Genomic DNA, 24,258 nt, shown 5'->3' with positions numbered 1-24,258 from the left:
TAAAGCGAGAGTCGCTGCGGCGCCGAGCTCGTCACCCACTCGGGTCATGCGCGCCACCCGCCCGAACTCCCGCACACCCGGAAGGGACAACCGCATGACGGTCCGGCTCGACGACGTCCTCGCCTGCCTCGGGGAGGTGCTGGACCGGTCCGACCGACTTCCACCGGACGTGCCGCTGACCGAGCTCGGGCTCGACTCCTTCACCGCCGTCCGGCTGCGCCGGCGGCTGCGCGAGGAGACCGGGCTGAGCCTGCCGCTGCCGGACTTCCTCGGCGGTGCGACCGCACGCACGGTGGCCGAGACCCCCGCGGGGGAGCCGGTGCCGGCGGCGGGCCCACCGACCGCGGCCGCACCGACGTCGCTGCCGGACGGCACCCCGTTCCCGCTGACCGCCGTGCAGAGCGCCTACCTGGTCGGCCGGGACCCGGCGTTCCCGCTCGGCGGGGTCGCGACGTTCTGGTACCAGGAGTTCGACCGGGTGCCCGACGGCGACCCGCTCGCCGACCTCGACCGGCTCGCGGCCGCCTGGGACGTGCTCGTGCGCCGGCACCCGATGCTGCGGATGGTCGTCGGGGACGACGGCCGTCAGCGCGTGCTCCCCGAGGTGCCCGCGACGCGGATCGCCACGACCGACCTGCGCGCCGACCCCGACCCCGACGCCCGGCTGGGCGCCCTGCGCGAGGAGTGCTCGCACCAGGTGCGGCCGCCGGGGACGTGGCCGCTGCACGACCTGCGGGCCGCACTGCTCCCGGACGGGCGCACCCGCCTGCACATCGGCATCGACGTGCTCGCCCTCGACCTCACGAGCTGGATGGTGCTGATGCGGGAGTGGGGCGAGGTCGTCGCCGACCCGGGCGTCGCGCTGCCGCCGCTCCCGACGACCTTCGCCGCCCTCACCGCGCGGACGAGCACCGACCCCGCCGAGCGGGAGCGCCGCGACCGCGACCGCGCCTACTGGGCGGACCGCGCACCGCTGCCCGCCGGACCCACCCTGCCGTGGACGGGACTGCCGTGGACCGACCCGCCCGGTGACCCGGCCCCCCGGATGACCCGGCACACCGCCGTCCTCGACGCCGACACGTGGGGCAGGCTGCGTGCCGCCGCGGCCCGGCACGGGCTCAGCCCGACCGGCGCGCTGCTCGCCGCGTTCGCGTTCGTGCTCCACCGCTTCGGCGCCGAGGAGCCCTTCGCCCTCAACACCACCCTGTTCGACCGTGACGACGTCGCCGCCGGCGACGACACCCCGGGGCTGGACCGGGTGGTCGGCGACTTCACCAGCACCGTCCTGGTCGCCGTCGAACCGCCCGACCTGCGTGGCCGCGACGACTTCGCCGCCTTCGCCGGGCGCGTCAACCGGCGGTTCTGGGCCGACCTGGAGCACCGCTCGGTGCCCGGCGTCGAGGTCACCGCGGGCACCGCCGGGCCGCGCGACCCGCGCACCGGCCTGCCCGCCCCCGCGCACCCGGTGGTGTTCACCAGCGGACTGGGGCTCACCGGGGACGGCCCCGCGGCCACGGACTGGTTGGGGGAGGAGGTCTTCGGGATCTCGCAGACCCCGCAGGTGCTGCTCGACCACATCGTCCACGACGCGGGCGGCGTGCTCCGGGTGCACTGGGACCTGCGCGCGGACACCCTGCCCGCCGGGTTCGTGCCCGGGCTGCGCGACGCCCACCACAGGCTGCTGTGCCGGCTGGCCGACGAGCCGGGGGCGTGGACCGACCCCACCCTGGGGCACGACCCGTCGACGGCTCCGGCCGAGCCGGTCGGGCCGAACCCGTTCGCCGAGTGCGGCCCGCTCCTCGACGACCCCTGGCGCGCCGCCGTACGGCCGGGCCGCCCCGCGCTGCTCGACGCCCGTGGCTGCGTGGCCGCCGACGTGCTCGCCGCCCGCGCGGACCGCACCGGCGCCGCGCTCGCCGGTCTGGGGGCCGGGCCGGGCGACCTGGTCGCGGTCTGTGTGGACAAGGGGATCGCGCAGGTCACCGCCCTGCTCGGGGTCCTCGCGAGCGGTGCGGGCTACGTCCCGGTCGAACCGTCGTGGCCCACCGCACGGATCGCCTCGGTCTGCGCCCGGTCCGGCCTGCGGCACGCACTCGTCGCCCCCGGGGACGAGACCACCTGGCCCGACGGGGTGCGGACGCACGTCCTCGACGCCGACGGCGTCCTCGTCGGCGACGCCGCGACCCCGCGTCGCGCCGACCCCGGGGACCTCGCCTACGCGATCTTCACCTCCGGGTCGACCGGCACCCCGAAGGGCGTCGGGATCGCCCATCGCGCCGCCCGCACCACCCTCGACGACCTGGAGTTCCGCTACCCGCTGCGCGCGGACGACCGGGTGCTGGCCCTGTCGGCGTTCAGCTTCGACCTGTCGGTCTACGACGTCTTCTCGGTGCTCGGTGTCGGCGGCGGGGTGGTGCTGCCCGACGCCGACCGGCAGCGCGACCCCGGTCACTGGCTGGAGCTGATGGCGGCCCACCGCGTGACCGTGTGGAACGCCGCGCCCGCACTGCTGGAGATGCTCGTCGAGTACGCCGAGATCGAGCCGGCGGCGACGCGGCGCGCGCTGGCGTCGCTGCGCCAGGTGTTCCTGTCCGCCGACTGGATCCCGGTGACCCTGCCCGACCGGCTGCGCGCGCTCGCACCGCAGGCACGGGTGGTCGGTCTCGGCGGCGCCACCGAGGCGTCGATCTGGTCGATCTCCTACCTGGTCGACGAGGTCGACCCGGCCTGGCCGAGCATCCCCTACGGCCGTGCGCTGGGCGGCCAGAGCTTCCACGTCCTCGACCCTGACGACGGCCGGCCCTGCCCCGTGGGCCGGCCCGGGGAGCTGTTCATCGGCGGCGACGGGCTCGCCGAGGGCTATGTCGGCGACCCCGACCAGACCGCCGCCCGCTTCGCGGTGCACCCGACCACCGGGACCCGCCTCTACCGGACCGGTGACCTCGGGCGGTGGCGCCCGGACGGCACCATCGAGTTCCTGGGCCGCACCGACCGGCAGGTGAAGATCCGTGGTCACCGGATCGAGCTGGGGGAGCTGGAGGCGACCCTGGACCGGCTGCCCGCGGTCCGCCACGCCGTCGCCCAGGCGGTCCGCGGCCCGGACAACCGGCCCCGGCTCGTCGCGTTCGTGGTGCCCGCCGACCCGGCGACCCCGCCCGGCGACGGCGAACTCGCGGCCGCGCTGCGCGCGGCGCTGCCGCCCTACATGGTGCCGAACCGCTTCGTCGTGCTGGCGGAGCTGCCGATCACCGCCAACGGCAAGGTCGACCACGGCGCCCTGCCGAACCCGTTCGCGAACCGGTCCAGGACGTCCGGTCCGGGGTCCACGGCGGCCCCGGCCGCCTCGGCCGCGGCTCCCGTCGGGGCCTCGGTCGCGGCCCCCACGGCTCCGGTGCCCGCCCCCGCCTCCGCAGCCTTGTCGCCCGCGGCTACGTCGGCCGCGGCTACGTCGCCCGCAGCGTCGTCGGCGGCAGCGTCGTCGACCGGAATCGAGTCGGCCGGGACAGGGGCGGACGTGACCGTCGCGGTCGGTGGGCGGGAACCCGCCGCCGCCGGATGGGCCACGGTGCCGCCGCAGGGGATCGAGCTGCGGCTCACCGTCGGCTGCGACGGCATCGGTCCCGTCGACGCGCTCGCCGTCGCCGCCCCGTGGGTGCAGCGGCTGCGCGCGGAGCTGCGCACCCGGGGCGCGACCGTCGCCGAGCGGACATCCGCCGAGGGGCTCGTCGAGCTCGTCGTGACGACGTCGCCCACATCGCCCGCCGCCCCGGTCCCGGCGACGGAGGGACCGGCGACCCAGGCCCCGGCGACCGAGGGGCCGGCGACCCAGGGTCCGGCCGCGGTGACCCCGGTCCCGGCGACCCAGGCCCCGGCGACCCAGGCAGCGGTCCTCGCGCCCCCGGCGGCCGGACCCCCGGACCCGCTCGTCGAGCGGACCGTCGCGCGGGTGTTCAGCGACCTGCTCGGCGGACCGGTCGAGGTGACCACCCCGTTCTTCCAGCTCGGTGCGTCCTCGCTGACCCTGGTCCTGGCCCACCGGCGGCTCGTCGAGCTGGACCCGCAGCTCACCGTCGTCGACCTGTTCGCCCACCCCACCGTCCGCGACCTCGCCCGGCACCTGACCGCGACGGCGCCGACGGCGCCCGCGCCGGCCGAGGTCGCCGGGCCCCCACCGGTGGCGGACCCACCGGCCCCGCCGCCCGGTGACGGCCGCGCCGCCGCACGCCGCGCCGCCCGCGCCCGGGCCGTGGCGGTGGCCGGATGAGCGGCACGCACGAGCCCGTCGCCGTGGTCGGCATGGCGTGCCGGTTCCCCGGCGCCGACGACCTCGACGCCTTCTGGCAGCTGCTCGCCGACGGCCGTGAGGGCCTCACCCGGGTCGACCCGGCCGGCGTGCCGCGCGCCCTGCGCGAGCGGCCCGGCTACGTCCCCGTCGCCGGACTCCTCACCGACCAGGACCGCTTCGACCCGGCCCCGTTCGGGCTGACCGGGGCCGAGGCTGACCTGCTCGACCCCCAGCAGCGCCTGTTCCTCCAGACCGCCTGGCACGCCCTGGACCACGCCGGTCACGGCGGCACCCGGGACGCCGGTGCGGTCGGGGTGTTCGCCGGGTCGATGCAGTCGAGCTACCTGGCCTCCAACCTCGCCGACCGGTGGGACCCCACCGGCGCGGGCCCGGACCCGCTCGGGAGCCTCGCCACCGCCATGGCGACCCAGCCGGACTACCTGCCGTTGCAGACGGCCTTCCGGCTGGGTCTGTCGGGGCCGGCCGTGGCGGTGTCCACGAGCTGCTCGACCTCGCTGGTCGCGGTGCACCTGGCCGTGCAGTCGCTGCTGAGCGGGGAGACCGACACCGCGCTCGCCGGTGGGGTGTCGCTGATCGTGCCGCAGGGCCGCGGCTACGTGCACGTGCCCGGCGGGATCTTCTCCGCCGACGGGCACGTGCGTCCCTTCGGCGCCGCGGGCAGCGGGATCGTCTACACCCAGGGCGTCGGAGTCGTGGTGCTGCGCAGGCTGTCCGACGCGCTCGCCTCCGGCGACGTGGTCCACGCCGTCGTGCACGGCACCGCGGTCAACAACGACGGCGCCGACAAGGCCGGGTTCACCGCACCGTCGGTACGCGGCCAGGCCCGGGTCGTCGCCGAGGCGCTCGACGTCGCCGGACTCGAACCCGCGGACATCGGCCTGGTCGAGGCGCCCGGCACCGCGACGCCGCTCGGGGACCCGGTCGAGGTCACCGCGCTGCGCCGGGTGCTCGGCGACGCCGGTGAGCCGTGCCTGCTCGGCTCGGTGAAGGGCAACATCGGCCACACCAACTCCGCGGCGGGCGTCGCGTCGCTGATCAAGGCCGTGCTGGCGGTGGCACACCGGACGGTCCCCGCCACGCTGCACGCGGAACCGGCGAACCCCGCGCTGCGCCTGGACGGGTCCCGGTTCCGGCTCCCCGCGGTCTCCGCACCGTGGACCGGCCCCGGGCACGCCGGGGTCAGCTCGTTCGGCATCGGCGGCACCAACGCCCACGTCGTCCTCGGCCCGGCCCCGCACCGGGCGCAGGCCGTCGACGACCCCCGGCCGCAGCTGCTGTGCGTGTCCGCCGCGACCGCCGAGGCCGCCCGGGCGACCGCCGCGCGGGTCGCCACCGCCCTGACCGGCGGATCGCCCGGGACGGGTGCCGCCGACGCCGCGCACACCCTCGCCCGGGGGCGGGTCGCGCTGCCCCACCGGGTCACCGGCGTCGGGCCCGCCGCACTGGCCGCGGCCGCACCGGTCCACGCCGGCACCCCCCGCCTCGTGTTCGCCTTCCCCGGTGCCGGCAGCCCACGGCCGGGGATGGCGGCCGGGCTGCACCGCGACGAGCCGGTCTTCGCCGCCGCTTTCGACGAGGTCGCCGCGGTGCTCACCCCGCACCTGGGCGCCGACGTCACCGAGGCGCTGGACCCCGACGGGCCCGCCGCCCGGGTCGCCGACCCCGCGTTCGGGCTGCCCGCGCTCTTCGCTGTCGCGGTCGGCGCCGCCCGCCTGCTGCAGAGCTGGGGCGCCCACCCGGACGCGCTGGTCGGGCACAGTCTCGGCGAGTGCGTCGCCGCCACGGTGGGCGGTGCGTTCGCACTGCCCGACGCCGCACGACTCGTCGCGGCCCGCTGCCTCGCCGCGTCCCGCGCCGCGGGGGGCGGAGCGATGCTCGCCGTCGGCCTGTCCGAGGACGAGCTCACGGCCCGGCTGCCCCGCGCGCTGGACCTCGCCGTGGTCAACGGGCCATCGGCCTGCGTGGTGTCCGGTCCCGCCGCCGACGTGGCCGCGTTCGCCGCTGCCCTCGCCGCCGACGGCGTCGGCCACGCCCCGCTCGCGGTGTCGGCCGCCATGCACTCCCGGGCGATGGACGCCGAGCAGGCCGGACTGGAGGTGGCGCTCGCCGGACTGACCGGTGGCGCCCCGCAGATCCCGGTCGCCAGCACCGTCACCGGCCGGCTCGCCGGCGCCGAGCTGGGCACCGCGGCGCACTGGGCCGGGCAGCTGCGCCGCCCGGTGCGGTTCGCCGATGCCCTGGCGGCCGCCGTCGGGGAGGGGCCCGCCGTCGTCGTCGAGGTGGGGCCGGGGACCGCGCTGTCCCGGCTCGCCGCCGGGGCGGCCGGGGTCGTCGCGACCGTGCCGCTGCTCGACGCCGTGCCTCGTGACACCGGGGCCGGCGACTCCGGGACGGACGACACCGGGACCGAGGACACCGGGACCGGCGGCTCCGGGAGCGACGACACCGCCGCGGCCCGCGCCGCGCTGGGACGGCTGTGGGCCCACGGCGTCCCGGTCGACCCGGGCGCCCCGGCCGGACCGGGGCGACGGCGCGTCGTCCTGCCCGGCTACGCCTTCACCCGTGCCCGGCACTGGATCGACCCGCCCGAGCCGGCCACCGGCACCGCCGCCGACGAGCCGGTGCAGATCCTCACCTGGGAGCCGGTCGCCCCGGTGACCGGACGCCCGGACGGCGGATGGACCGTGCTCGGCGACGGCCCGCTCGCCGACGCCCTGCGGGAGCGAGTCGATCCCGGACCGGACGTCATCGTCGTCGGCCCGGCCCCGGGCGCGGAGCCCGCGACGGCCGTCCTCGACTTCGGGGCACACACCGCCGACCTGCCCGATGACGACGCACCGCGGCTGCTGCTGGTGACCCGCAGTGGCGCCCGGATCGCCGCCGACGGTCCGGCGGACCCCGCCTCGGCCGCGCTGCGCGCGCTGCCCCGGGTCCTCGGGCAGGAACGCCCCGGCCTGGCCTGGGCCACCACCGACCTCGGTGCCGACCCCGTTGCCGAACCCGGCGCCGATCCCGGCAGCGACCCCGCGGCGGGCCCGGGGGCCGGCCGCGAGGCCGAGCTGGTCCTGGCCGAGGCCGCCGCCCTCGCCGCCGGGGGCACCGGTGCGGCGACCGCCTGGCGCGGCGGCACCCGCTGGCGGCAGGCGCTGCGCGGCTGGGACGCCGAACCGGACACCGCGGCCGCCCCCGCACCGGGGACGGCGGTCGTCGTCGGCGGCGCGGGCGCGGTCGGGCAGGTTCTCGCCCGGCGCCTCGCCGCAGCCGGACACCGGGTGGTCGTCACCTCCCGCACCGGACGGGACGGCACCCGCGCCGTCGACGCCACCGACCCGGCCGCGACGACCGCCCTGCTCACCGAGCTCGCCGCCGACGGGCCGCTGTCGGTCGTCGTCCACGCGGCCGGGGTGCTCGCCGGTGCCGAGCTGGACCCGCTCCGCGAGCTCGACGCGAACCGGGTCCGTGCCCACCTCGACGCCAAGCTCGGCGGGGCCCTGGCCCTGCGCCGGGCCGTCGCGGAGCTCCCCGCCGACCGGCGCCCGGCCCGGGTGCTGCTGATGTCCTCGGTCGCGACGCTGCTCGGCGGTGTCGGCACCGGCGCCTACGCCGCGGCCAACGCCGCGCTCGCGGCCGTCACCGGGCCGGGATGGCAGGCCGTGCACTGGGACGGCTGGAGCGTCGGGACGGGCGCGACCGCGTCGGCCGCGCTCGACGCGGCCACCGGTGGCGACGCGTTCGACCGGCTGCTCGCCCTGCCCGTCGTCGACGAGCTCGCGGTGACCGCCTCAGCCCTGGCCCCGCGGATCGCCGCGGCCGGGCGTCCGCGCATCGGCACTGCGGCCGGGCGCCCGCGCACCGCCACCGCGGCCGCGGGCACCGCCCTCGACGGTGTCGAGGGCGAGATCGCGGCACTGTGGGGCGAGCTGTTCGGCACCCCGGTCACCGACCCGCAGGCCGACTTCTTCGCGCTCGGCGGGCACTCGCTGCTCGCGACACGGATGCTCGCGGTCCTGCGCGAGCGCCACGGCGTCGCGCTCGCCCTGCGCGACCTGCTCGCCGCACCGACCGTCGCCGGGCTGGCCGCCCTGCTGGGCGGGGGAGCGGCCGGCCCGGCGGTGCCGGGCCCGGTCGCGACGGCACACGACGGCGTCGCCGCCGACGGGACGTTCCCGATGACCCGGGTCCAGCACGCCTACCTGGTCGGCCGCGACGGCGGCTACGACGACGGCGGCGTGCCCTGCTACTTCTACCTGGAGTACGACGCCGACGACCTCGACCTGCCCCGGCTGGAGACGGCCTGGAACGTCGTCGTCGCCCGGCACCCGATGCTGCGCGCCGTCGCCACCGCCGATGGCCGGTTCCGCGTCCTCGACGACGTCCCGCACTACCGGATCCGGGTGCACGACCTCGCCGGCGCCGACCCGGAGCGACGCGAGTCGCGGCTCGCGTCGCTGCGCGAGCGGATCTCCACCCGGCCCGGGCCGCCGGACCGCTGGCCGCTGGTGACGATCCAGGCGGCCCAGCTCCCCGCGGGCCGGGTACGGGTCCTGATCGGCGTCGACGTGCTGGTGTGCGACGCCGCGTCCTGGTGGATCGTCGAGAACGAGTGGCAGGCCGCCTACGCCGACGCCGCCGACCCCCAGGCGACGCCGTCGCTGCCCCCGCCGCCGCGCACCCACCCGGCGGCCTGCACCGCGGCGCTGGCCGCACGCGCCGCCGGGCCGGAGGGCCGCGCCGCCGCCGAGTGGTGGCGCGAACGCCCCGTCCCCGGCCCGCCCGCGCTCCCGGTCCGCGCGCCGGCGTCGGCTCAGGGACGGCCGCCGCGGTTCCGCCGCCGGGTCCACCGGATCACCCCGGAGGACCACGCGGCGCTGTGCGCCCACGCCGCCCGCCACCGCGTCACCCCGACCGCCGTGCTGCTCACCGCGTTCACCGACGTGCTGGCCGAGTGGGCGGGGGCGGACGGGTTCGGTGTGCTGCTCACGCTGCTCGACCGCCCGCCGGGCACCGAGGGCGTCGTCGGGGACTTCACCTCGCTGGTCCTGCACAGCACGCCGGAGACACCACGGCCGGAGTTCGCCGAGCGTGCCGCGGCCACCCAGGCCCGGCTGTTCGACGAGCTCGACCACCGTGCGGCCTCCGCGCTCGACGTGCTGGCCGAACGGTCCGCCCGCACCGGTGCGGTGCACCGCGTGCCCGTGGTGTTCACCAGCGCCCTCGGCCTCGACGACGGCCGGTCCCTGGAGTGGCTCGGCGAGCAGGTCGCGGCACTGTCCTCCACCCCGCAGGTGTGGCTGGACCACCAGGTCGTCGAGGTCGCGGGTGAGCTGCGGCTGCAGTGGGACGGCCCGGAGGGCGTGCTGCCCGACGACGAGCTGGACGCCGTCACCGCCCGGCACGCCGAGCGGGTCCGCCGGTTGGCCACCGACCCGGCGGCCTGGGGACCTGTCCCGACGCAGAACCCGACCCCGACCCCGGCCCCGGCCCCGGCGCCGCCCGGCCCCGCCCAGGACCCCCTGGCGACCCCGGCCCCGGCCCCGGCCCCGCGGGCGGCGGTGTCCGTGGCCGCAGCCGACGCGGTGATCCCGCTGCGTGGCGGGGACGACCCGGACCGGCCCGCGCTCGTGCTGGTCCACCCCTCGGGTGGGGACGTGCTCTGCTACGTCGAGCTCTCCCGGATGATCGACCGCCGGTTCGACGTGCTCGCCGTCGCCGACCCCCACCTGTCGCTCCCGGCGCCGCACCACGGCGCCCCGGAGACGGTGCCCGCCCTCGCGGCCGCCCACCTGGCGGCGCTGCGTGCGGCCGGGCGGCGCGGGCCGTGGCTGCTGGGCGGCTGGTCGATGGGCGGCACGCTCGCCCAGGAGATGGCCGTCCAGCTGACGGCGGCGGGGGAGTCCGTCCCACTCCTGGTCATGGTCGACTCCAACGACCCGGCGCACATCCGGCCGGTCCCCGGCACCGGGGCGGAGCTCGACCGGGCCGTCGCCGTCCGGCACCTGCGGGCGCTGGAGGCATACCTCGGAGCCGACCTCGACGCCGACGGCCTCGCCGGCCCCGGGGCGCCGCCCGACCTCGTCGCGGCGGTCGCGGCCCGGCTGCGGGACCACGGCCTGCTGGGCCGGGCCGAACCGGACACGGCGGTGCTCGGACGGCTCGCGGTGATGGCCCGGCACCTGCGGGCGCTGGCCGCCCACGAGGCGCGCCGGCTCGAAGCCACCGCCACTGCCACCGGCACCACGACCCTCCTGGTCCGGGCCGACCGGCGGGCTCCCCGCAACTCCGGCATCGGCATGGGCGTCGACGACACCCCACCCGGCGTCGGCCCCGACCTCGGCTGGTCGGCGCACCTCGCCGGCCCGCTCGCCACCGTCGGTGTCGACGCCCACCACTACGGCGTGCTGCACCGGCCCGCCCTCCCCGACGTCGGCGCCGCGATCGACGCGGCGCTGCTCGCACTCCTGGAACGGATCGCATGAGACGACTGCTCACCGCGGGCCTGCTGGCCTGCGCCGTCCTGGCCGGCTGCGCGGCCCCGGCTCCCACCGCCGCCGGTCCGGCCGACACGGTCCGCTACGTCGCACCCGGTTCCGGCGGAGCGGCCGTGGACGACCCCCACGGGATGCTGCCCGCCGAGAGCGACATCGTGCGGATGGCACTGACCTACGACGTGCTCACCGTCCCGGGCGACGACGGCTCCCCGCAGCCCCGGCTGGCGACGTCGTGGACCCCGGACCCCACCCTGACCCGCTGGACCGTCCGGCTGCGCGACGACGCCGTGTTCAGCACCGGTGCGAAGGTCCGCGCCGCGGACGCGTTGTTCTCGCTGCGCCGGATGGCGTCGAAGTCGGCGGAGAACTTCGGCCGGATGGCGATGTTCGACCTCGCCGCCTCGCGCGCCACCGACGACACCACCCTCACCCTGGTCACCCGCGCGCCCTACGCCGAGGTCGGGACCGCCCTGATGGGCGCGACCTTCGTGGTGCCCGAGGGCAGCAGCGACTTCACCGCGGGCCTCGTCCCGGGCTCCGGGCCGTTCCGGCCGGTGCGCTCCGACGCCCAGACCACCGTGTTCGAACGCAACGACTCCTGGTGGGGACCGCGCCCGCCGAGCCGGGTGATCGAGGTCCGCGCACTGGCGGACCCGCAGGCCCGGGCCCAGGCCGTGCTCTCCGGCGAGGCCGACCTCGCCGGCAGCGTCCCGCCCACGGCCGCCGACCAGGGTGCCGCCGCCGGGCTCACCGTCGTCCGCAAGCCGGGGGCGACGATGTACCCGCTGGTCATGCGCACCGACACCGCGCCCTTCTCCGACCCCCGGGTCCGCGAGGCGGTCCGGCTCGGCGTCGACCGGCCCCAGCTGCTCGACGCCGTGTTCGGCGGCAAGGGCGTGCTCGGCAACGACCTGATCACCCCCACCGACCCGAGCAGCCCCCGCGACCTCCCGCAGACCGAGCGCGACGTGCCCCGCGCCCGCGCGCTGATGGCACAGGCCGGCCTGGCCGGCGGTGTCGACGTCACGCTGCACACCACGACCGCCTACCCGGGCATGGACACCGCGGCGACCCTGCTGTCCCAGCAGCTCGCCGAGATCGGTGTGCGGGCGCGCATCGAGGTCGGCCCGCCGGACACCTACTTCAGCTCGGTCTACGGCACCGAGCCGTTCTACGTCAGCTTCCTCGGCGGCATCCCCTTCCTCGACGTCGTGCGGGTGGCGCTGACCCCCGGCTCACCGACCAACGAGACCGCCTGGGCCGACCCGTCGTGGAACGCCCAGCTCGCGGCGGCGCTGGCCGAGCCGGACACCGCGAAGCGCCGCGCCGGGCTCGGTGCCCTGCAGACCCGTCTGCGCGACGAGGGCGGCTACGTCGTGTGGGGCGTCGGCGACCGCCTCGACCTCGCCGCGCCCGGGGTGACCGGGGTGTCCCCGGCGATCGGGTTCGGCGCCGGCTTCCTCGACCGGGTGCACCGCGACCGATGACCGAGGTCCGACCCGGCGATGTCCGGCCCGGCGGCGTTGGCCCCGGCGGCGTCCGACCCGGCGAGCTTCGAACCGGCAGGGCGCCGGGCCGCGGGCCGGCCGTGGCCCGTGCGGCGGTCCGCGCCGTCCTGCGGGCCGCCGGGCTGCTCGCCGGGTCCGCGGTGGTCGTCTCCGCCGCCACCGCGCTCCTGCCGGCCGACGCCGTCGCGGTCCGGGCGGGTGGCCGGGCCGACCCGGCCGCGCTCGCCCAGATGCGGGCCGCGGCCGGGCTGGACCGGCCGTGGCCCGTCCGGTTCCTGAGCTGGGCCGGCGGCCTGCTCACCGGGGACCCTGGACGGTCGCTGGTCAGCGGCCGTCCGGTCGCCGACCTCGTCGCCGTACGGGCCGGGACCACCGCCGTGCTGGTGGTCGCGGCCCTGGTCGTGGCCGTGCCGCTCGCCGCGCTGCTCGCCCGCCGGCGCGGCGCCGTCGTCGCCGCCGTCGGCTCCGCGGTGCCCCCGGTCGTGGTCGCCGTCGGACTCGCGGCGCTGCTGTCCGGAGTCCTGCGCTGGGTCCCGCCGGTGTCGTTGCTGCCGCCCGGCGAGCCCGCGTGGACCCGGCCCGACCTGCTCGTCCTGCCCGTCCTCGCACTGGCCCTGCCGTCGGCCGCGTTCGCCGCGGGCCAGCTGCGCGGGGTCGTCGAGGACGTCGTGGCCCGGCCGTTCGTGCGCGACGCCGTGCTGCGCGGGGTCCCCGGTCCCGTCGTGGCACTGCGCTACGCCGGTCCGTTCGTCGCCGCCCCCGCGCTGCGCGTGCTCGCGGTGACCGCGGGCTCGCTGGTCGCGGGCAGCACCGTCGTCGAGACGCTGTTCGGGGTCGCCGGGCTCGGCGAGCTGCTCGTGGGCGCCGTCGCCACCCGCGACCTGCCGGTCGTCTCGGCGGTGGCGCTGCTCGCCGCGGCCGTGGTGGTCGCGGGGATGCTGGTCGCCGATCTCGTCGCCGCCGCGGTGGACCGCCGGTGAGGCGCGCCGTGCTCCTGCCCGGCGGGCTGCTGCTCGGCCTGCTGGTCGCACTGCCGCTCGCGGGTCCGTGGGCCGGCCGCGACCCGCTGCGCGTCGTCGCCGCTCCGTGGTCCCCACCGCGCCCCGGCCTGCCGTGGGGCGCCGACGTCCTGGGCCGCGACGTGCTCGCCCGGGTGCTCGCCGGCGGCACCGGACCGGTCACGACGGCGCTCGTCGCCGCGCTGCTCGCCACGGCGATCGGCACCGCAGGGGGGCTGTGGGTGGGGTGGACCGGCGGGCGCCGCGCGCGGGTCGTCACCGCGCTGAGCGACGTGCTGGTCGCGGTGCCCTTGCTGCTGCTCGTCCTGGTCGCCGCGGTGACGCTGCCCGGGCCGGCCGCGGTGGTCCTCGGCACCGTCGTCGGCGGCGCGCCGCTCACCGTCCGGATCGTCGCCGACGCCACCGCCCGGGCCCGCACCGCGGGCCACGTCGAGGCGGCACTGGTCCACGGCGAACGCCCGGTCGCGGTGCTGCTGCGCGAGGTGCTGCCCGCGCACGCGCCCCTGGTCGCCGCCGACCTCGCCGGTCGCGCCGTGCTCGCGTTGCAGCTGGCCGCGGCCACCTCGGTGCTCGGGTTCGGCCCGCCGCCCCCGGCGCCGGACTGGGCGGTGATGCTGCGGGAGAACCTGCCAGGGCTGACGGTGAACCCGGCCGCGGTGCTCGCCCCGGCCGTCGCGCTCGGTGCGGCCGCGATCGTGCCGGCCGTCGTGTCGCTGTGGCTCGTGCCCGCCCGGACCGGCACGACCCGGGTTCCCGGCGGACCGGTGCCGCCCGGCCCCGGACTCACGGTGCGCGGGCTGCGCGTCCTCGACGCCGACGGGCGCGTCGTGCTCGACGGCCCGGACCTCGACGCGTGCCCCGGTGAGGTCGTCGCCGTCGTCGGCTCCTCGGGGAGCGGCAAGACCACGCTGCTGCACGCGGTCCTGGGCACTCTGCCGGGGGGCCTGCGTGCCGTCTCCGGCGGGGTCGGCTGGGACGGTGCCCCGCTGCCCCGGGGGCGCCGCTGGCGACGACGCACACTCGGGCTGCTCGGGCAGGACCCGGCGCTGCACCCGCTGCGCGACGCCCGGGCGCAGGTGCCCGTCGCCGATCCGGACGCGGCGCTGCGCGCGGTCGGCCTCGACCCGTCGGCCGTCGGGGGGTTGCGGCCCGACCGGCTCTCCGGGGGCCAGGCCCGCCGGGTCGCGCTCGCCAGGGCGCTGGCCGGCGACCCCGCCCTGCTCGTGCTCGACGAGCCCACCGCGGGGCTCGACCCGGCGGCGACCGCCGTCGTCACCGCCGTGCTGCGGGCCCGCGGTGGCGTCACCCTCGTCGTCACCCACGACCCGGCCGTCGTCGCGGTCGCCGACCGGGTCGTGCGGGTGGGGGTGCCCGTGCCGCGGCCGGCCCCGGCCGGGTCGTCGCCGTCGCCGGCCGCGGCACCGGTCCTGCAGGCGCGACGGGTCAGTACGGCGGTCCCCGGCGCCGCCGCGGAGGTGGACGTGGACGTGCGGCGCGGCGGGCTGACAGTGGTCACCGGGCCGTCCGGCTGCGGCAAGACCACCCTGCTCCGGGCACTGGCGGGTCTGCGGCCGGTCACCGCGGGCACCCTGGTGCTGGCCGGTGCCGCCACGCCGTGGCCGGTACGCGGCCGCACCCCGGGCGTCGTCGCGCTGGTCGGCCAGCACCCCGCCCACGAGCTCAACCCGGCCCGTACGGCCGGGGCCGCCGTCGCCCGCCCGCTGCGCCGGCTGCACGGGCTGTCCGCCGCCGACGCCCGCGCCGAGGCGGTCCGGCTGCTGGGCACGGTCGGCCTGCCGCCCGAGGTCGCCCGACGGCGGCCGTCGGCACTGTCGGGCGGGCAGCGGCAACGGGTCGCACTGGCCAGGGCGCTGGCCGTGCGCCCCACGGTACTGCTCGCCGACGAGCCCACCTCCGCGCTGGACGCGGCGACCGCCGGCGCCGTCCTCGACCTGCTCGACGCCGCCCGCGCCGACGGCACCGCCGTGCTCGCCACCACCCACGACCGCGCGCTCGCCGAGCGCGCCGACCACGTCGTCGACCTCACGCCCACCGACCCCGACCCCGTCACAGGACCGAGAGGAACCGCCCGGTGCGCACCGAACCCACCGCCGACCCGACCCACCCCTGGATCGCGCGCATCACCCGGGACGAGGACCTGACCCGGGTCGTCGTCGACCCGGCCGCGCTCGTCCCGCCGGACGGCGCCCTCGTCGTCGAGCACCGCGAGCACTGGACCGAGGTCTACGACTGGACCTACTCCGACCCGTCCCCGCTGGCCGGGTGGCGGGCCTCGGGGACCGGCGTGCCGCTGTCCGCCGCGCACATGGGGGAGTGGGCAGGGCCCCGGCAAAGTCGTGATGGGTGGGTCCTGAGCTGCGGTGATGTGGGGGGTGGGGGTGGGTGCGGACACAGGCTTGGCGTGATCATGAGGGTGTCGAATCCTTGCTCACGTCAGGAAGCCTGTGTCCGCAGTGTCAGTGTCTCCGATCGTTGCTGCTCTGGAAGGCCTGGAGGTCGGTCCTGACGCGGGGAGAGCCGCGCCGGTCGGTGAGGCGGCGGGGTTGTCGCTGGTGGAGGCCCTGTCGCGAGTGCCGGACCCGCGGAAACCACGCGGTGTCCGCCACGGTGTCCTCGCGGTGTTGCTACTGGGGGCGTGCGCGGTGTTGGCGGGGGCCCGGTCGTTCACCGCGATCGCCGAGTACGCCCATGACGTCGGCCGCGCCGTGCTGGACGTGCTCGGGGTGGGCGCGGTCGCTCCGCACGAGTCGACCATCCGCCGGGTCCTGCAACGGGTCGACGCCTCGGCGCTGGAGGCGGCGTTGCAGTCCTGGGTGTTGCCCCAGCTCAGCGCCCAGCCGGCGGCGGAGGGCACACCCCGGCGAGAACAGCGTCGCGTGCTGGCCTTGGACGGCAAGACCCTGCGCGGCGCCCGCGTCCGTGCCGCCGACGGCAGGGTCTGGCTCCCGCATCTGGTGTCGGTGCTCGACCAGACCAGCGGTGGCGTGCTCGGCCAGGTTCAGGTCGCAGAGAAGGGCAGCGAGATCACCGCGTTCACCGCGCTGCTCGACCCCCTCGACCTCGACGATGTACTGGTCACCGCGGACGCTCTGCACACCCAGCGAGCCCACGCCGACTACCTACACCGCCGCGGCGGGCACTACCTGATGACGATCAAAGCGAACCAGCCCACGCTGCTGGCACGGGTACGGGCGCTGCCCTGGACCCAGATCGGCGTCGCTGATCGTCAACGCGGGCGTGGGCACGGCCGCGTCGAGACCCGCACGATCAGCGTGGTCAGCCTGCACCCCTGTCCCGACCTGGGCGCAGAGTTCTTCCCCCACGCATCCCAGGCGATCAAGCTGGTGCGCCGGCGTCGCCCACTGCGGCCTGGCGGGAAGTGGAGAACCGAGACCGCCTACGCGATCACCAGCCTGACCAGCACCGACGCCGATCCAGGACTGCTCGCCCGCTGGATCCGTGGGCACTGGTCGATCGAGAATCGCCTGCACTGGGTCCGTGATGTCTGCTTCGACGAAGACCGCGCCACCGCCCACACCGGTCACGCCCCGCAGGTCATGTCGGCGTTGCGGAACCTCGCGATCACCGCGCTACGCCTGCACGGCGTCAGCAACATCGCCGCAGCACTCCGCCACCACGCCCGCGACCCCCATCGACCACTGACCACCTACAAGATCATCTAGCGACTTTGCCGGGGCCCTGGGGGAGTGGGCCGACCGCACGGCCGAGCTCGTGCTCGCCGCCCGTCCGCGCCGGGTGCTGGAGCTGGGCTGCGGCACCGGGATGCTGCTGGAACGGATCGCCCCGCACGTCGACGCCTACGTGGGCACCGACATCGCGGGCGACGTCGTCGACCGGCACCGCGCCGCCGCCCGGCCCGGGGTGACGGTCGTGCGGGCCGCCGCGCACGAGGCCCGGTCCGCCGCCGTGGCGGACGCCCTCGGCGGGCGCGCACCGGACTGCGTGGTGATCAACTCCGTGACCCAGTGCTTCCCCGACCTGCCCTACCTGACCGAGGTGCTCCGCACCGCGACCGCGGTCGTCGCGGCCGGGGGGACGGTCGTCGTCGGCGACGTGCGGCACGCGGGTCTGCACCTGCGGCACTGGCGGGAGACCGTCGCCGCCACCGAACCGGCCCTCGACGACGACGCCCTGGCACGCACCGTCGCCGAACGGGCCGCCGCGGACCGCGAGCTGCTGGTCGACCCCGTCGCCCTCGTCACCGCCGCGCTGGCGGGCGGGCGCCGGATCGCCGCCGCCGTGCACGCCAAGACCCTCACCGACGACACCGAGCTGTCGCGCCACCGGTTCGACGTCGTCCTGCACGTCGACGCGGCCCCCGGCCCGGTCCCGCGGGTCCTGGACTGGACCGGCGACCCGCTGGCAGGACCGGAGCCGGTCCTGCTGCGCGGCATCCCCAACGCGCTGCTGCGGCCCGGCCCGCACGCGGTCACCGCGGCCCGGCTGCGCGCCGACCTCGCCGGTCACGACGCCGCCGTGCTGCTCGACCCGGACGACCCCGAGCTGCTGGCGGTCGCCCGGCCCGCCTCCGCCGGCGTCCGCCCCGGCGAGGCGCTCGCCGGCCCCGGCCGGGCCCACGAGCCGCTCCCCGCGTTCGTGCGGAGCCGGGTCGGGCCGCTCGCGCGGCGTCTCGCCGGCGCCGACGCCACGGTCGTGCTGCCCCTCGTCGGGCCCGACGACGTCGCGGCGGCCGACGCCGCGGGCCGGGCCGCGCTGCCCGACGGTGCCCCGGCGGGGACCGCGGGGCCCACCGACGCGGTCGCCCGGCTCGACGCCGTCGCGCTGCACGCCATGGCCCGGGTGCTCGACGCGGGGGACCCGGAGGTCGCCCCGCGGCACGCGTGGCTGGTGCGGCGGTGGCGGGCCGAGCTCGCCGCGCACGGCGACCCCGGGCCGCAGCCGGACGGCGCGCTGCACGCGGCCTGCACCGACCTGGGCTACCCGCCCGCGATGGTCGAGTTCTTCGCCGCGGCCATGGCCCACCTGCCCGAGCTGCTGCGCGACGAGGTGCCGCTGCAGGCGCTGCTGTTCCCCGACGGCGAGATCGCGACCGCCCTGGCGAGCTACCAGGACAACACGATCAACACCTACCTCAACGGGGCGCTGGCCCACCTCGCCGCGACCGTCGCACGGACCCGGGCGGAGCCGTTGCGTGTGCTGGAGCTGGGCGGCGGCGTCGGCGGCAGCACCCGCGCCGTCCTCGACGGGCTGGGGGAGGCGCCGGTCGACTACCTGTTCACCGACGTCTCGCGGTTCTTCCTCGACCTGGCCGCGACCCGGTTCCCCGGGGTGCGGACCGCGCTGCTCGACGTCACGACCGACCTGGCCGCCCACGACGGCCGCCACGACCTCGTCGTCGCGGCGAACGTCCTGCACAACGCCGTCGACGTCCGCACGACGCTCGCCGCCGTCCGCGGGGTGCTGGCCCCCGGCGGGGTGCTGGCCCTGGTCGAGTCGACCCGGGAGCACCGGCCGGCGCTGGTGTCGATGCAGTTCCTCATGTCCGCACGCCCGGGGACGGCCGCCGCCGGCAGCGGGGACCTGCGCGCCGGCACCGACCGGATCTTCCTCACCGAGCGGCAGTGGTGGGCCGAGCTCGCCGCCGCCGGTCTGCGGCCGGTCGCCGCGCTGCCCGGTGCCACCGACCCGCTCCGGGTGCTGGGGCAGCAGCTGCTGGTGGCGACGTAGCCGCCCCGACGGCCGGACGGCGCGGCCCGGTCACCCCTTCCGGCAGACGCACCCCTGCGAGGACCCGCCCGCGATCTTCGCCGAGCAGAACCTCCGGTCGATCGCGTCGTGGTCCTCCCAGGGGTGCGGGCAGACGGGGCAGAGGTCGCCGGGGCGGGTGTCGTCGGTGTCGGGGGCGGGGTGCCGGTCGTCCATGCTGGTGGTGCTCCTCCGGAGGTTGCCCGAGCGGACCCGGGGACGGGTCAGGTGGCCGGTGGACCGGCGGGGCGGCGCAGCGGGGCACCGACGGCGTGCAGGTGACGCAGGACCTCGGCGTAGGAGCGCAGGGGCCCGGTGCGGGTGTAGGGCAGGCCGTGGGCGGCGCAGAACGCCTGCACGACCGGCTGGGCGCGACGCAGGTGCGGGCGCGGCATCCGCGGGAACAGGTGGTGCTCGATCTGGTAGTTCAGGCCGCCCATCGCGAGGTCGAGCACCCGGCCGCCGAGCACGTTGCGCGAGGTCGACACCTGCTTGTGCAGGTGGTCCAGCCGCAGGCCCGCCGGGACGACCGGCATGCCCTTGTGGTTCGGCGCGAACGCCAGTCCCATGTACACGCCCCACAGCCCCTGGTGGACGACGACGAAGGCGACCGCCTGCAGCGGGTCGAGCACCCAGAACACCGCGCCCAGGTAGCCGACCGCGTGCGCGACGAGCAGCGCCGCCTCCAGCCGCGGGCGGGGGACCTGACGACGGACGACCGCCCGGACGGCGGTGACGTGCAGGCTCCAGCCCTCCAGGAACAGCAGCGGGAGGAACAGGTAGGCCTGGTGGCCGATCATCCACCGGACCGGCCCGCGTGCGGCGGCGTCCTGCTCGGGGCTGAAGGCGAGGAACGGGATGTCGATGTCCGGGTCGTCGTCGGCGTGGTTGGGGTGGGCGTGGTGGGCGGTGTGCTGGGTGACCCAGGCGCCGTAGCTCAGCCCGACCAGCCCGCCGTGGAGGTGGCCGACGACGTCGTTGGCGCGCCGGCCGGCGAAGATCTGGCGGTGGCCCGCGTCGTGGCCGATGAAGGCCAGCTGCGTGGTCACGACCGCGAAGAACACCGCGAGCAGCAGCTGCCACCACGACGGCCCGATCCACACGAACGCGATGACGCCACCGGCGAGCAGGACCGCGTTCGCCGCGAACAGCAGCAGGTAGGGGCGGCGGGCCTCGCGCAGCAGGCCGGCGTCGGAGACCAGGGCGGCGAGCTCACCGAACCCGCCCGCCGTCGTCGCAGGGGTGGGGTGGGCGGGCGTGCCCGCGGGTGGGGACGTCGTCATGCGTGTGCTCCGGTCGGCCCTCGGGACACGTGGCGGGCGGTCCTGACGACCGCGCGGCCGACGCGTCGGACCGAGCCGCCGGGGCGGGGCGACCACGGGACCCGGCCGGTCGCGCCACGGGAGGAGCCGCGCCACGGGACGGCACGGTCACGTCCCCGTACCGTGACACACGGTGCGGGCCCCGGCAATCGGTGGGGCCGCACCGTGTGTCACGGTCCCGGTCAGACCAGGCCGAGCAGCCGCACGTCGGCGGCGTACTTCTCGATCAGCGCCCGGTCCAGGTGCGGGATGTCGGTCCAGCCGCCCGGCCGGGCCGCCTGCACCGCGGCCCGGAACGCCGCCGTCGGCGCCGCGCTGCCGGGCACGGCGTCGGCCGGCTTGTCGTAGGAGCGCAGCACCGGCAGCAGGGAGTGCTTGCGCTGCTGCTCGGGCAGCCCGCGCAGTGCGGTCTCGACCCGGTCGCGCCACTCCACGTAGTCGTCGAGACGGGTGATGGTGTGGCCCGCCTCCACCAGCCAGTCGACGAAGGTGTCGAGCGAGATGCCGTCGTCGTGCGGGTTGAACAGGTGGAAGGTGCGGAACCCGGCCGAGCCGTCGGTGCCGATCCCGTCCACGGCGGCGGCGCTGAAGTCGACCGGCAGCCCGTCGTAGTGCGCGCGGGCCCGGCCCCCGTCGGGGCCCGGCTCGTAGAACGACGCCGGGGCCAGCCCGGTCGCGAGCAGGGTGACGATCAGCCGGGTGAACACGTCCGGCACGTTGAGCTGCCCGGCCCAGCGGGTGTGGGCCAGGATCATGTCCGACCGGAACACCGTGACCGGCAGCCCGCACAGGTCGTGCGCCTCGCGGAGCAGCACCTCGCCGGCCCACTTGCTCATGGCGTAGCCGTTGGCGTAGCCGTCGTGGACGTGGCGGACCGCGCTCATCTCGCGGATGTCGGTCTCCTCGGCGAACGAGCCCGCCGGGATCTGGTCGGCGACGCCGATCGTCGACAGGTACACCACCGGCTTGAGCCGGGTGGTGAGCGCGAGGCGCACGACCTCCGCGGTGCCGACGACGTTCGGGCCGAACAGTTGGCCGTAGGGCAGCACGTGGTTGACCAGCGCACCGGGGTGCAGCACGACGTCGACCTCGGAGGCGAGCCGCTCCCAGGTCGGCTCGTCGAGTCCGAGCCGCGGCGAGCCGAGGTCGCCCGCGAGGACCTCCAGGTGCTCCTCGGCGAGCGCGCGGTAGTGACGCAGCAGCTCCGGGTCGCCGGAGTCGAAGGTCTCGTCGAGCCGGCGGCGGGCGGCGGCGTCGTCGGAACCGCGGACCACGCAGACCACGGTGCCGCCGGTGCGCGCGGCCTGTTCGAGCCGGTCCAGGCACATGAAGCGGCCGAGGAAGCCGGTGGCCCCGGTGAGCAGCACGGTCCGCGGCTCGCCCGCGGCCGGCGCGGGCAGCCCGGGGGCGGCGGCGAGGGTGGCGGGGTCGAGGAAGGCGTCGAGGCGCAGGTGCTCCGCCCGGATCTCGACGGCGTCGGGTCCGTGCACGCTCGCCGGGGTCGGGACGGCGTCGCCGTCGCGCAGCCGCTCGATGTGCGCGGCGACCGACCGCAGGTCACCGGCCGGGTTGATGACGACGCCGACCGGGACCTCGACGCCGAACACGTCGTGCAGCAGGTTCGAGAAGCTCAGCGCCGACAGCGAGTCGCCGCCCAGGTCGAGGAACGTCGCGTCCGGCGTGACCTCGGTGCTGGAGGCGCCGAGCAGCGCCCGGGCGTCGCGGATCACCGTCTCCTGCACCGGCTGGTCGGCACCACTCGCCCGCAGCGCGGCCAGCTCGTCGTTCTCGGCGCGCGCCAGCTCGGCGTAGAGCTGGTCGAGCCGCTCGCCGTAGCGCTCGCGCAGCCGCGGGCGCAGCAGCTTGCGGATGTCGGAGAGCAGGCCGTTGGCCATGCTGAACGGTTCCGGCTCGACGATCAGGTCGCGCGGGATCTCGTACGGTTCGAGGCCGGCACGGCGCGCGGTGCGCTGCACCGCCGCGGTCAGCTCGCCGTGCAGCTCCTGCGGGTCGGAGACGCGGTCGAGCAGGTCCTGGGACGGGACGACGACGGCGAGCAGGTAGGGCCGGTCGCTGTTGCCGTGGACGAAGACCTGCCGGATCGCCGGGTCGTGGGTGAGGGCTGCCTCCACCTTGGACAGGGCGACGAACTCGCCCTGGGAGAGCTTCTGCACGTTGTTGCGGCGGTCGACGTAGACGAGCCGGTCCGGCCCGACCTGGGCCATGATGTCGCCGGTGCGGTAGTAGCCGTCGTCGTCGAAGACCGAGGACGTGACCTCGGGGCGGTGGTAGTAGCCGGGGAAGATGTCGTCGGTCCGCACCAGCAGCTCACCGCGCGGGTGCGGGTGGTCGTCGGTGTGGTAGCCGAGCTCGGGGACGTCGACCAGCTTCCAGGCGGTCACCGGCGGGGACTGGACGACGCCGTCGATGAGCACGACCCCGCACTCGGTGGAGCCGTAGCCCTCGTGCAGCGGCACGCCGAGCACGGCCTGGGCGAACTCCTTCATCTCCGGGGAGATGGGGGCGCTGCCGACGAGTGCACGCAGGATCCGGCCGCCGAGCACCCGCTCGCGCAGGTCGTCGAGGACGGCCCGTTCGGCGGCGGCCGGGTCCCCGCCGTCACCGGAACGCGCGTGGAGCTCGGACTGGAAGAGCTGGAACAGCATGTCGAAGATCCGCGGCACCACGTGGAACTCGGTCGGCCGGGCGAGCGCGAGATCCTCGAACAGGGTCGACAGGTCCGACCGGGCGACGAAGTACGCGGTGCCGCCGGAGCCGAGCGTGCTCAGCAGCACCGTCCGGCCCATCATGTGGCTGAGCGGCATGAAGTTCAGGCTGATCGTCGGGCGGGTGGCGGGCAGGCTCATCGCGTGGCCGCTCCAGGCGCGCCACTGGGCCCGCTGCGGGTACATCGCCCCCTTCGGGGCGCCGGTGCTGCCGGAGGTGTAGATCAGGACCGCGAGGGGGTCGTCGTCGCCGTCGGGGGAGTGCAGCGGGGCGAGCGGGAGCTGCGCGGCGCCGTCCAGGACCTCGTCGAGGGTCTGCACCGTGGGCAGCGCGACGGCGGCCTCGGCGAGGGCCTCGCGCTCGTCGTCGATCTCGGGGTGGTGGTCGAACACGACCAGGCGTGGGGTCCGCTCGGCGGCGCGGGCCAGCTCGACGGCCTTGCCCAGGTACTCCTGGCTCGTGGCGAGCACGACCGGTGCGGTCTCGTCGACGATCGCCTGCAGCTGCGGCAGCGCCGAGCTGGGCTGCAGGGGCACCGCGACAGCGCCGAGGGCGACGACGGCGAGGTCCACCGTCGCGTACTCGGTGCTGGTGAACCCGATCGTCGCGACGAACTCGCCCGGCCGGACACCGGCGGCCGCCCAGGCGGTGGCGAGTCGGCGGGCCCGCTCCCAGGCGTGGGCGTAGCTGAGGGTGGAGAAGCTGGGCAGCAGCCGCAGGGACGTCCGGCCGGTCGCGGGATCGGTGTAGGGCTCGGTGTCGCGCTGGGCGAGGGCAGGCCGGTCGCCGTAGCCGGTCATGATGCGGTCGACCGCGGCGGCGAGACCGGGTCCCGCCTCGAGTGCGGCCGCGCGGACGGTCTCGTCGGGCCTCGCGGCCCGGTACTGCGGATCGTTCTCGTCGAGGTCCGCCGCCAGGCGCTCGGCCCGGGCCTCCGGATCGGTGACGTTCACTCAGGCACCCACTTCCTCGTCCGTTCGCGTCCTCCGGCCCGTCCGGGAGGGACGGCCACCAGGGGTTAGCTTTCCTAAATATTACTCCGCGAAACGACCTTGGACCATGTGATTGTCGTCGCGATGTGCTTGCGCGACACAAGCATTCGTGGTTTGAGCACGCGTCGTGCGCTTTTCGTAGAGCGCT

10 protein-coding genes are annotated in these 24,258 nt (G+C 77.0%); 7 read left to right on the top strand and 3 right to left on the bottom strand.

Annotated elements, in window-relative coordinates; translation table 11 throughout:
* The first annotated feature begins 94 nt into the window (after positions 1 to 94).
* From KPL59_RS02040 to KPL59_RS02010, 7 genes are all read left to right on the top strand, one after another.
* The gene (locus tag KPL59_RS02040; RefSeq protein ID WP_226359729.1) at positions 95 to 4,264 is read left to right on the top strand and encodes a non-ribosomal peptide synthetase; all 4,170 of its coding nucleotides are present in this window, start codon (positions 95 to 97) and stop codon (positions 4,262 to 4,264) included.
* The gene (locus tag KPL59_RS02035; protein ID WP_226359728.1) at positions 4,261 to 10,782 is read left to right on the top strand and encodes a type I polyketide synthase; all 6,522 of its coding nucleotides are present in this window, start codon (positions 4,261 to 4,263) and stop codon (positions 10,780 to 10,782) included. The genes KPL59_RS02040 and KPL59_RS02035 overlap by 4 nt, the downstream gene beginning before the upstream one ends.
* Positions 10,779 to 12,281, top strand: coding sequence for an ABC transporter substrate-binding protein (locus KPL59_RS02030; RefSeq protein ID WP_226359727.1), 1,503 nt, complete (start codon positions 10,779 to 10,781; stop codon positions 12,279 to 12,281). The genes KPL59_RS02035 and KPL59_RS02030 overlap by 4 nt, the downstream gene beginning before the upstream one ends.
* The gene (locus KPL59_RS02025) at positions 12,278 to 13,282 is read left to right on the top strand and encodes an ABC transporter permease subunit (RefSeq protein WP_226359726.1); all 1,005 of its coding nucleotides are present in this window, start codon (positions 12,278 to 12,280) and stop codon (positions 13,280 to 13,282) included. Before KPL59_RS02030 ends, KPL59_RS02025 begins: the two co-directional genes overlap by 4 nt.
* The gene (locus tag KPL59_RS02020; RefSeq protein WP_226359725.1) at positions 13,279 to 15,483 is read left to right on the top strand and encodes an ATP-binding cassette domain-containing protein; all 2,205 of its coding nucleotides are present in this window, start codon (positions 13,279 to 13,281) and stop codon (positions 15,481 to 15,483) included. The genes KPL59_RS02025 and KPL59_RS02020 overlap by 4 nt, the downstream gene beginning before the upstream one ends.
* Before the next feature lie 318 nt (positions 15,484 to 15,801).
* Positions 15,802 to 17,025, top strand: a complete 1,224-nt coding sequence (locus KPL59_RS02015; protein ID WP_226351754.1) for an ISAs1 family transposase — start codon at positions 15,802 to 15,804, stop codon at positions 17,023 to 17,025.
* Positions 17,026 to 17,041: 16 nt separating this feature from the next.
* Positions 17,042 to 19,051 carry a methyltransferase gene (locus KPL59_RS02010; protein WP_226359796.1) on the top strand — a complete coding sequence of 670 codons (2,010 nt, stop codon included), beginning with the start codon at positions 17,042 to 17,044 and terminating at the stop codon, positions 19,049 to 19,051.
* A 30-nt stretch (positions 19,052 to 19,081) separates the two neighbouring features.
* On the opposite strand, the gene KPL59_RS02005 is transcribed toward KPL59_RS02010, so the two are convergent.
* The 3 genes from KPL59_RS02005 to car form a co-directional block, all read right to left on the bottom strand.
* The gene (locus tag KPL59_RS02005; RefSeq protein ID WP_226359724.1) at positions 19,082 to 19,246 is read right to left on the bottom strand and encodes an RGCVC family protein; all 165 of its coding nucleotides are present in this window, start codon (positions 19,244 to 19,246) and stop codon (positions 19,082 to 19,084) included.
* Positions 19,247 to 19,293: 47 nt separating this feature from the next.
* Positions 19,294 to 20,352 carry an acyl-CoA desaturase gene (locus tag KPL59_RS02000; RefSeq protein WP_226359723.1) on the bottom strand — a complete coding sequence of 353 codons (1,059 nt, stop codon included), beginning with the start codon at positions 20,350 to 20,352 and terminating at the stop codon, positions 19,294 to 19,296.
* A gap of 221 nt (positions 20,353 to 20,573) precedes the next feature.
* Positions 20,574 to 24,071 (bottom strand): carboxylic acid reductase, encoded by a 3,498-nt coding sequence (gene car / locus KPL59_RS01995; RefSeq protein WP_226359722.1) that lies wholly within the window; start codon positions 24,069 to 24,071, stop codon positions 20,574 to 20,576.
* Between the last annotated feature and the right edge of the window lie 187 nt (positions 24,072 to 24,258).

Origin of the sequence: Pseudonocardia sp. ICBG1142, assembly GCF_020496255.1 — a bacterium.
GTDB lineage: Bacteria > Actinomycetota > Actinomycetes > Mycobacteriales > Pseudonocardiaceae > Pseudonocardia.
This window is presented reverse-complemented; position numbering and strand designations above follow the sequence as displayed.

Excerpts from the sequence above, each read along its gene's own strand:
- KPL59_RS02040 (WP_226359729.1), top strand. The coding sequence starts at position 95 with ATGACGGTCCGGCTCGACGACGTCCTCGCCTGCCTCGGGGAGGTGCTG.
- KPL59_RS02035 (WP_226359728.1), top strand. The coding sequence starts at position 4,261 with ATGAGCGGCACGCACGAGCCCGTCGCCGTGGTCGGCATGGCGTGCCGG.
- KPL59_RS02030 (WP_226359727.1), top strand. The coding sequence starts at position 10,779 with ATGAGACGACTGCTCACCGCGGGCCTGCTGGCCTGCGCCGTCCTGGCC.
- KPL59_RS02025 (WP_226359726.1), top strand. The coding sequence starts at position 12,278 with ATGACCGAGGTCCGACCCGGCGATGTCCGGCCCGGCGGCGTTGGCCCC.
- KPL59_RS02005 (WP_226359724.1), bottom strand. The coding sequence starts at position 19,246 with ATGGACGACCGGCACCCCGCCCCCGACACCGACGACACCCGCCCCGGC.
- KPL59_RS02000 (WP_226359723.1), bottom strand. The coding sequence starts at position 20,352 with ATGACGACGTCCCCACCCGCGGGCACGCCCGCCCACCCCACCCCTGCG.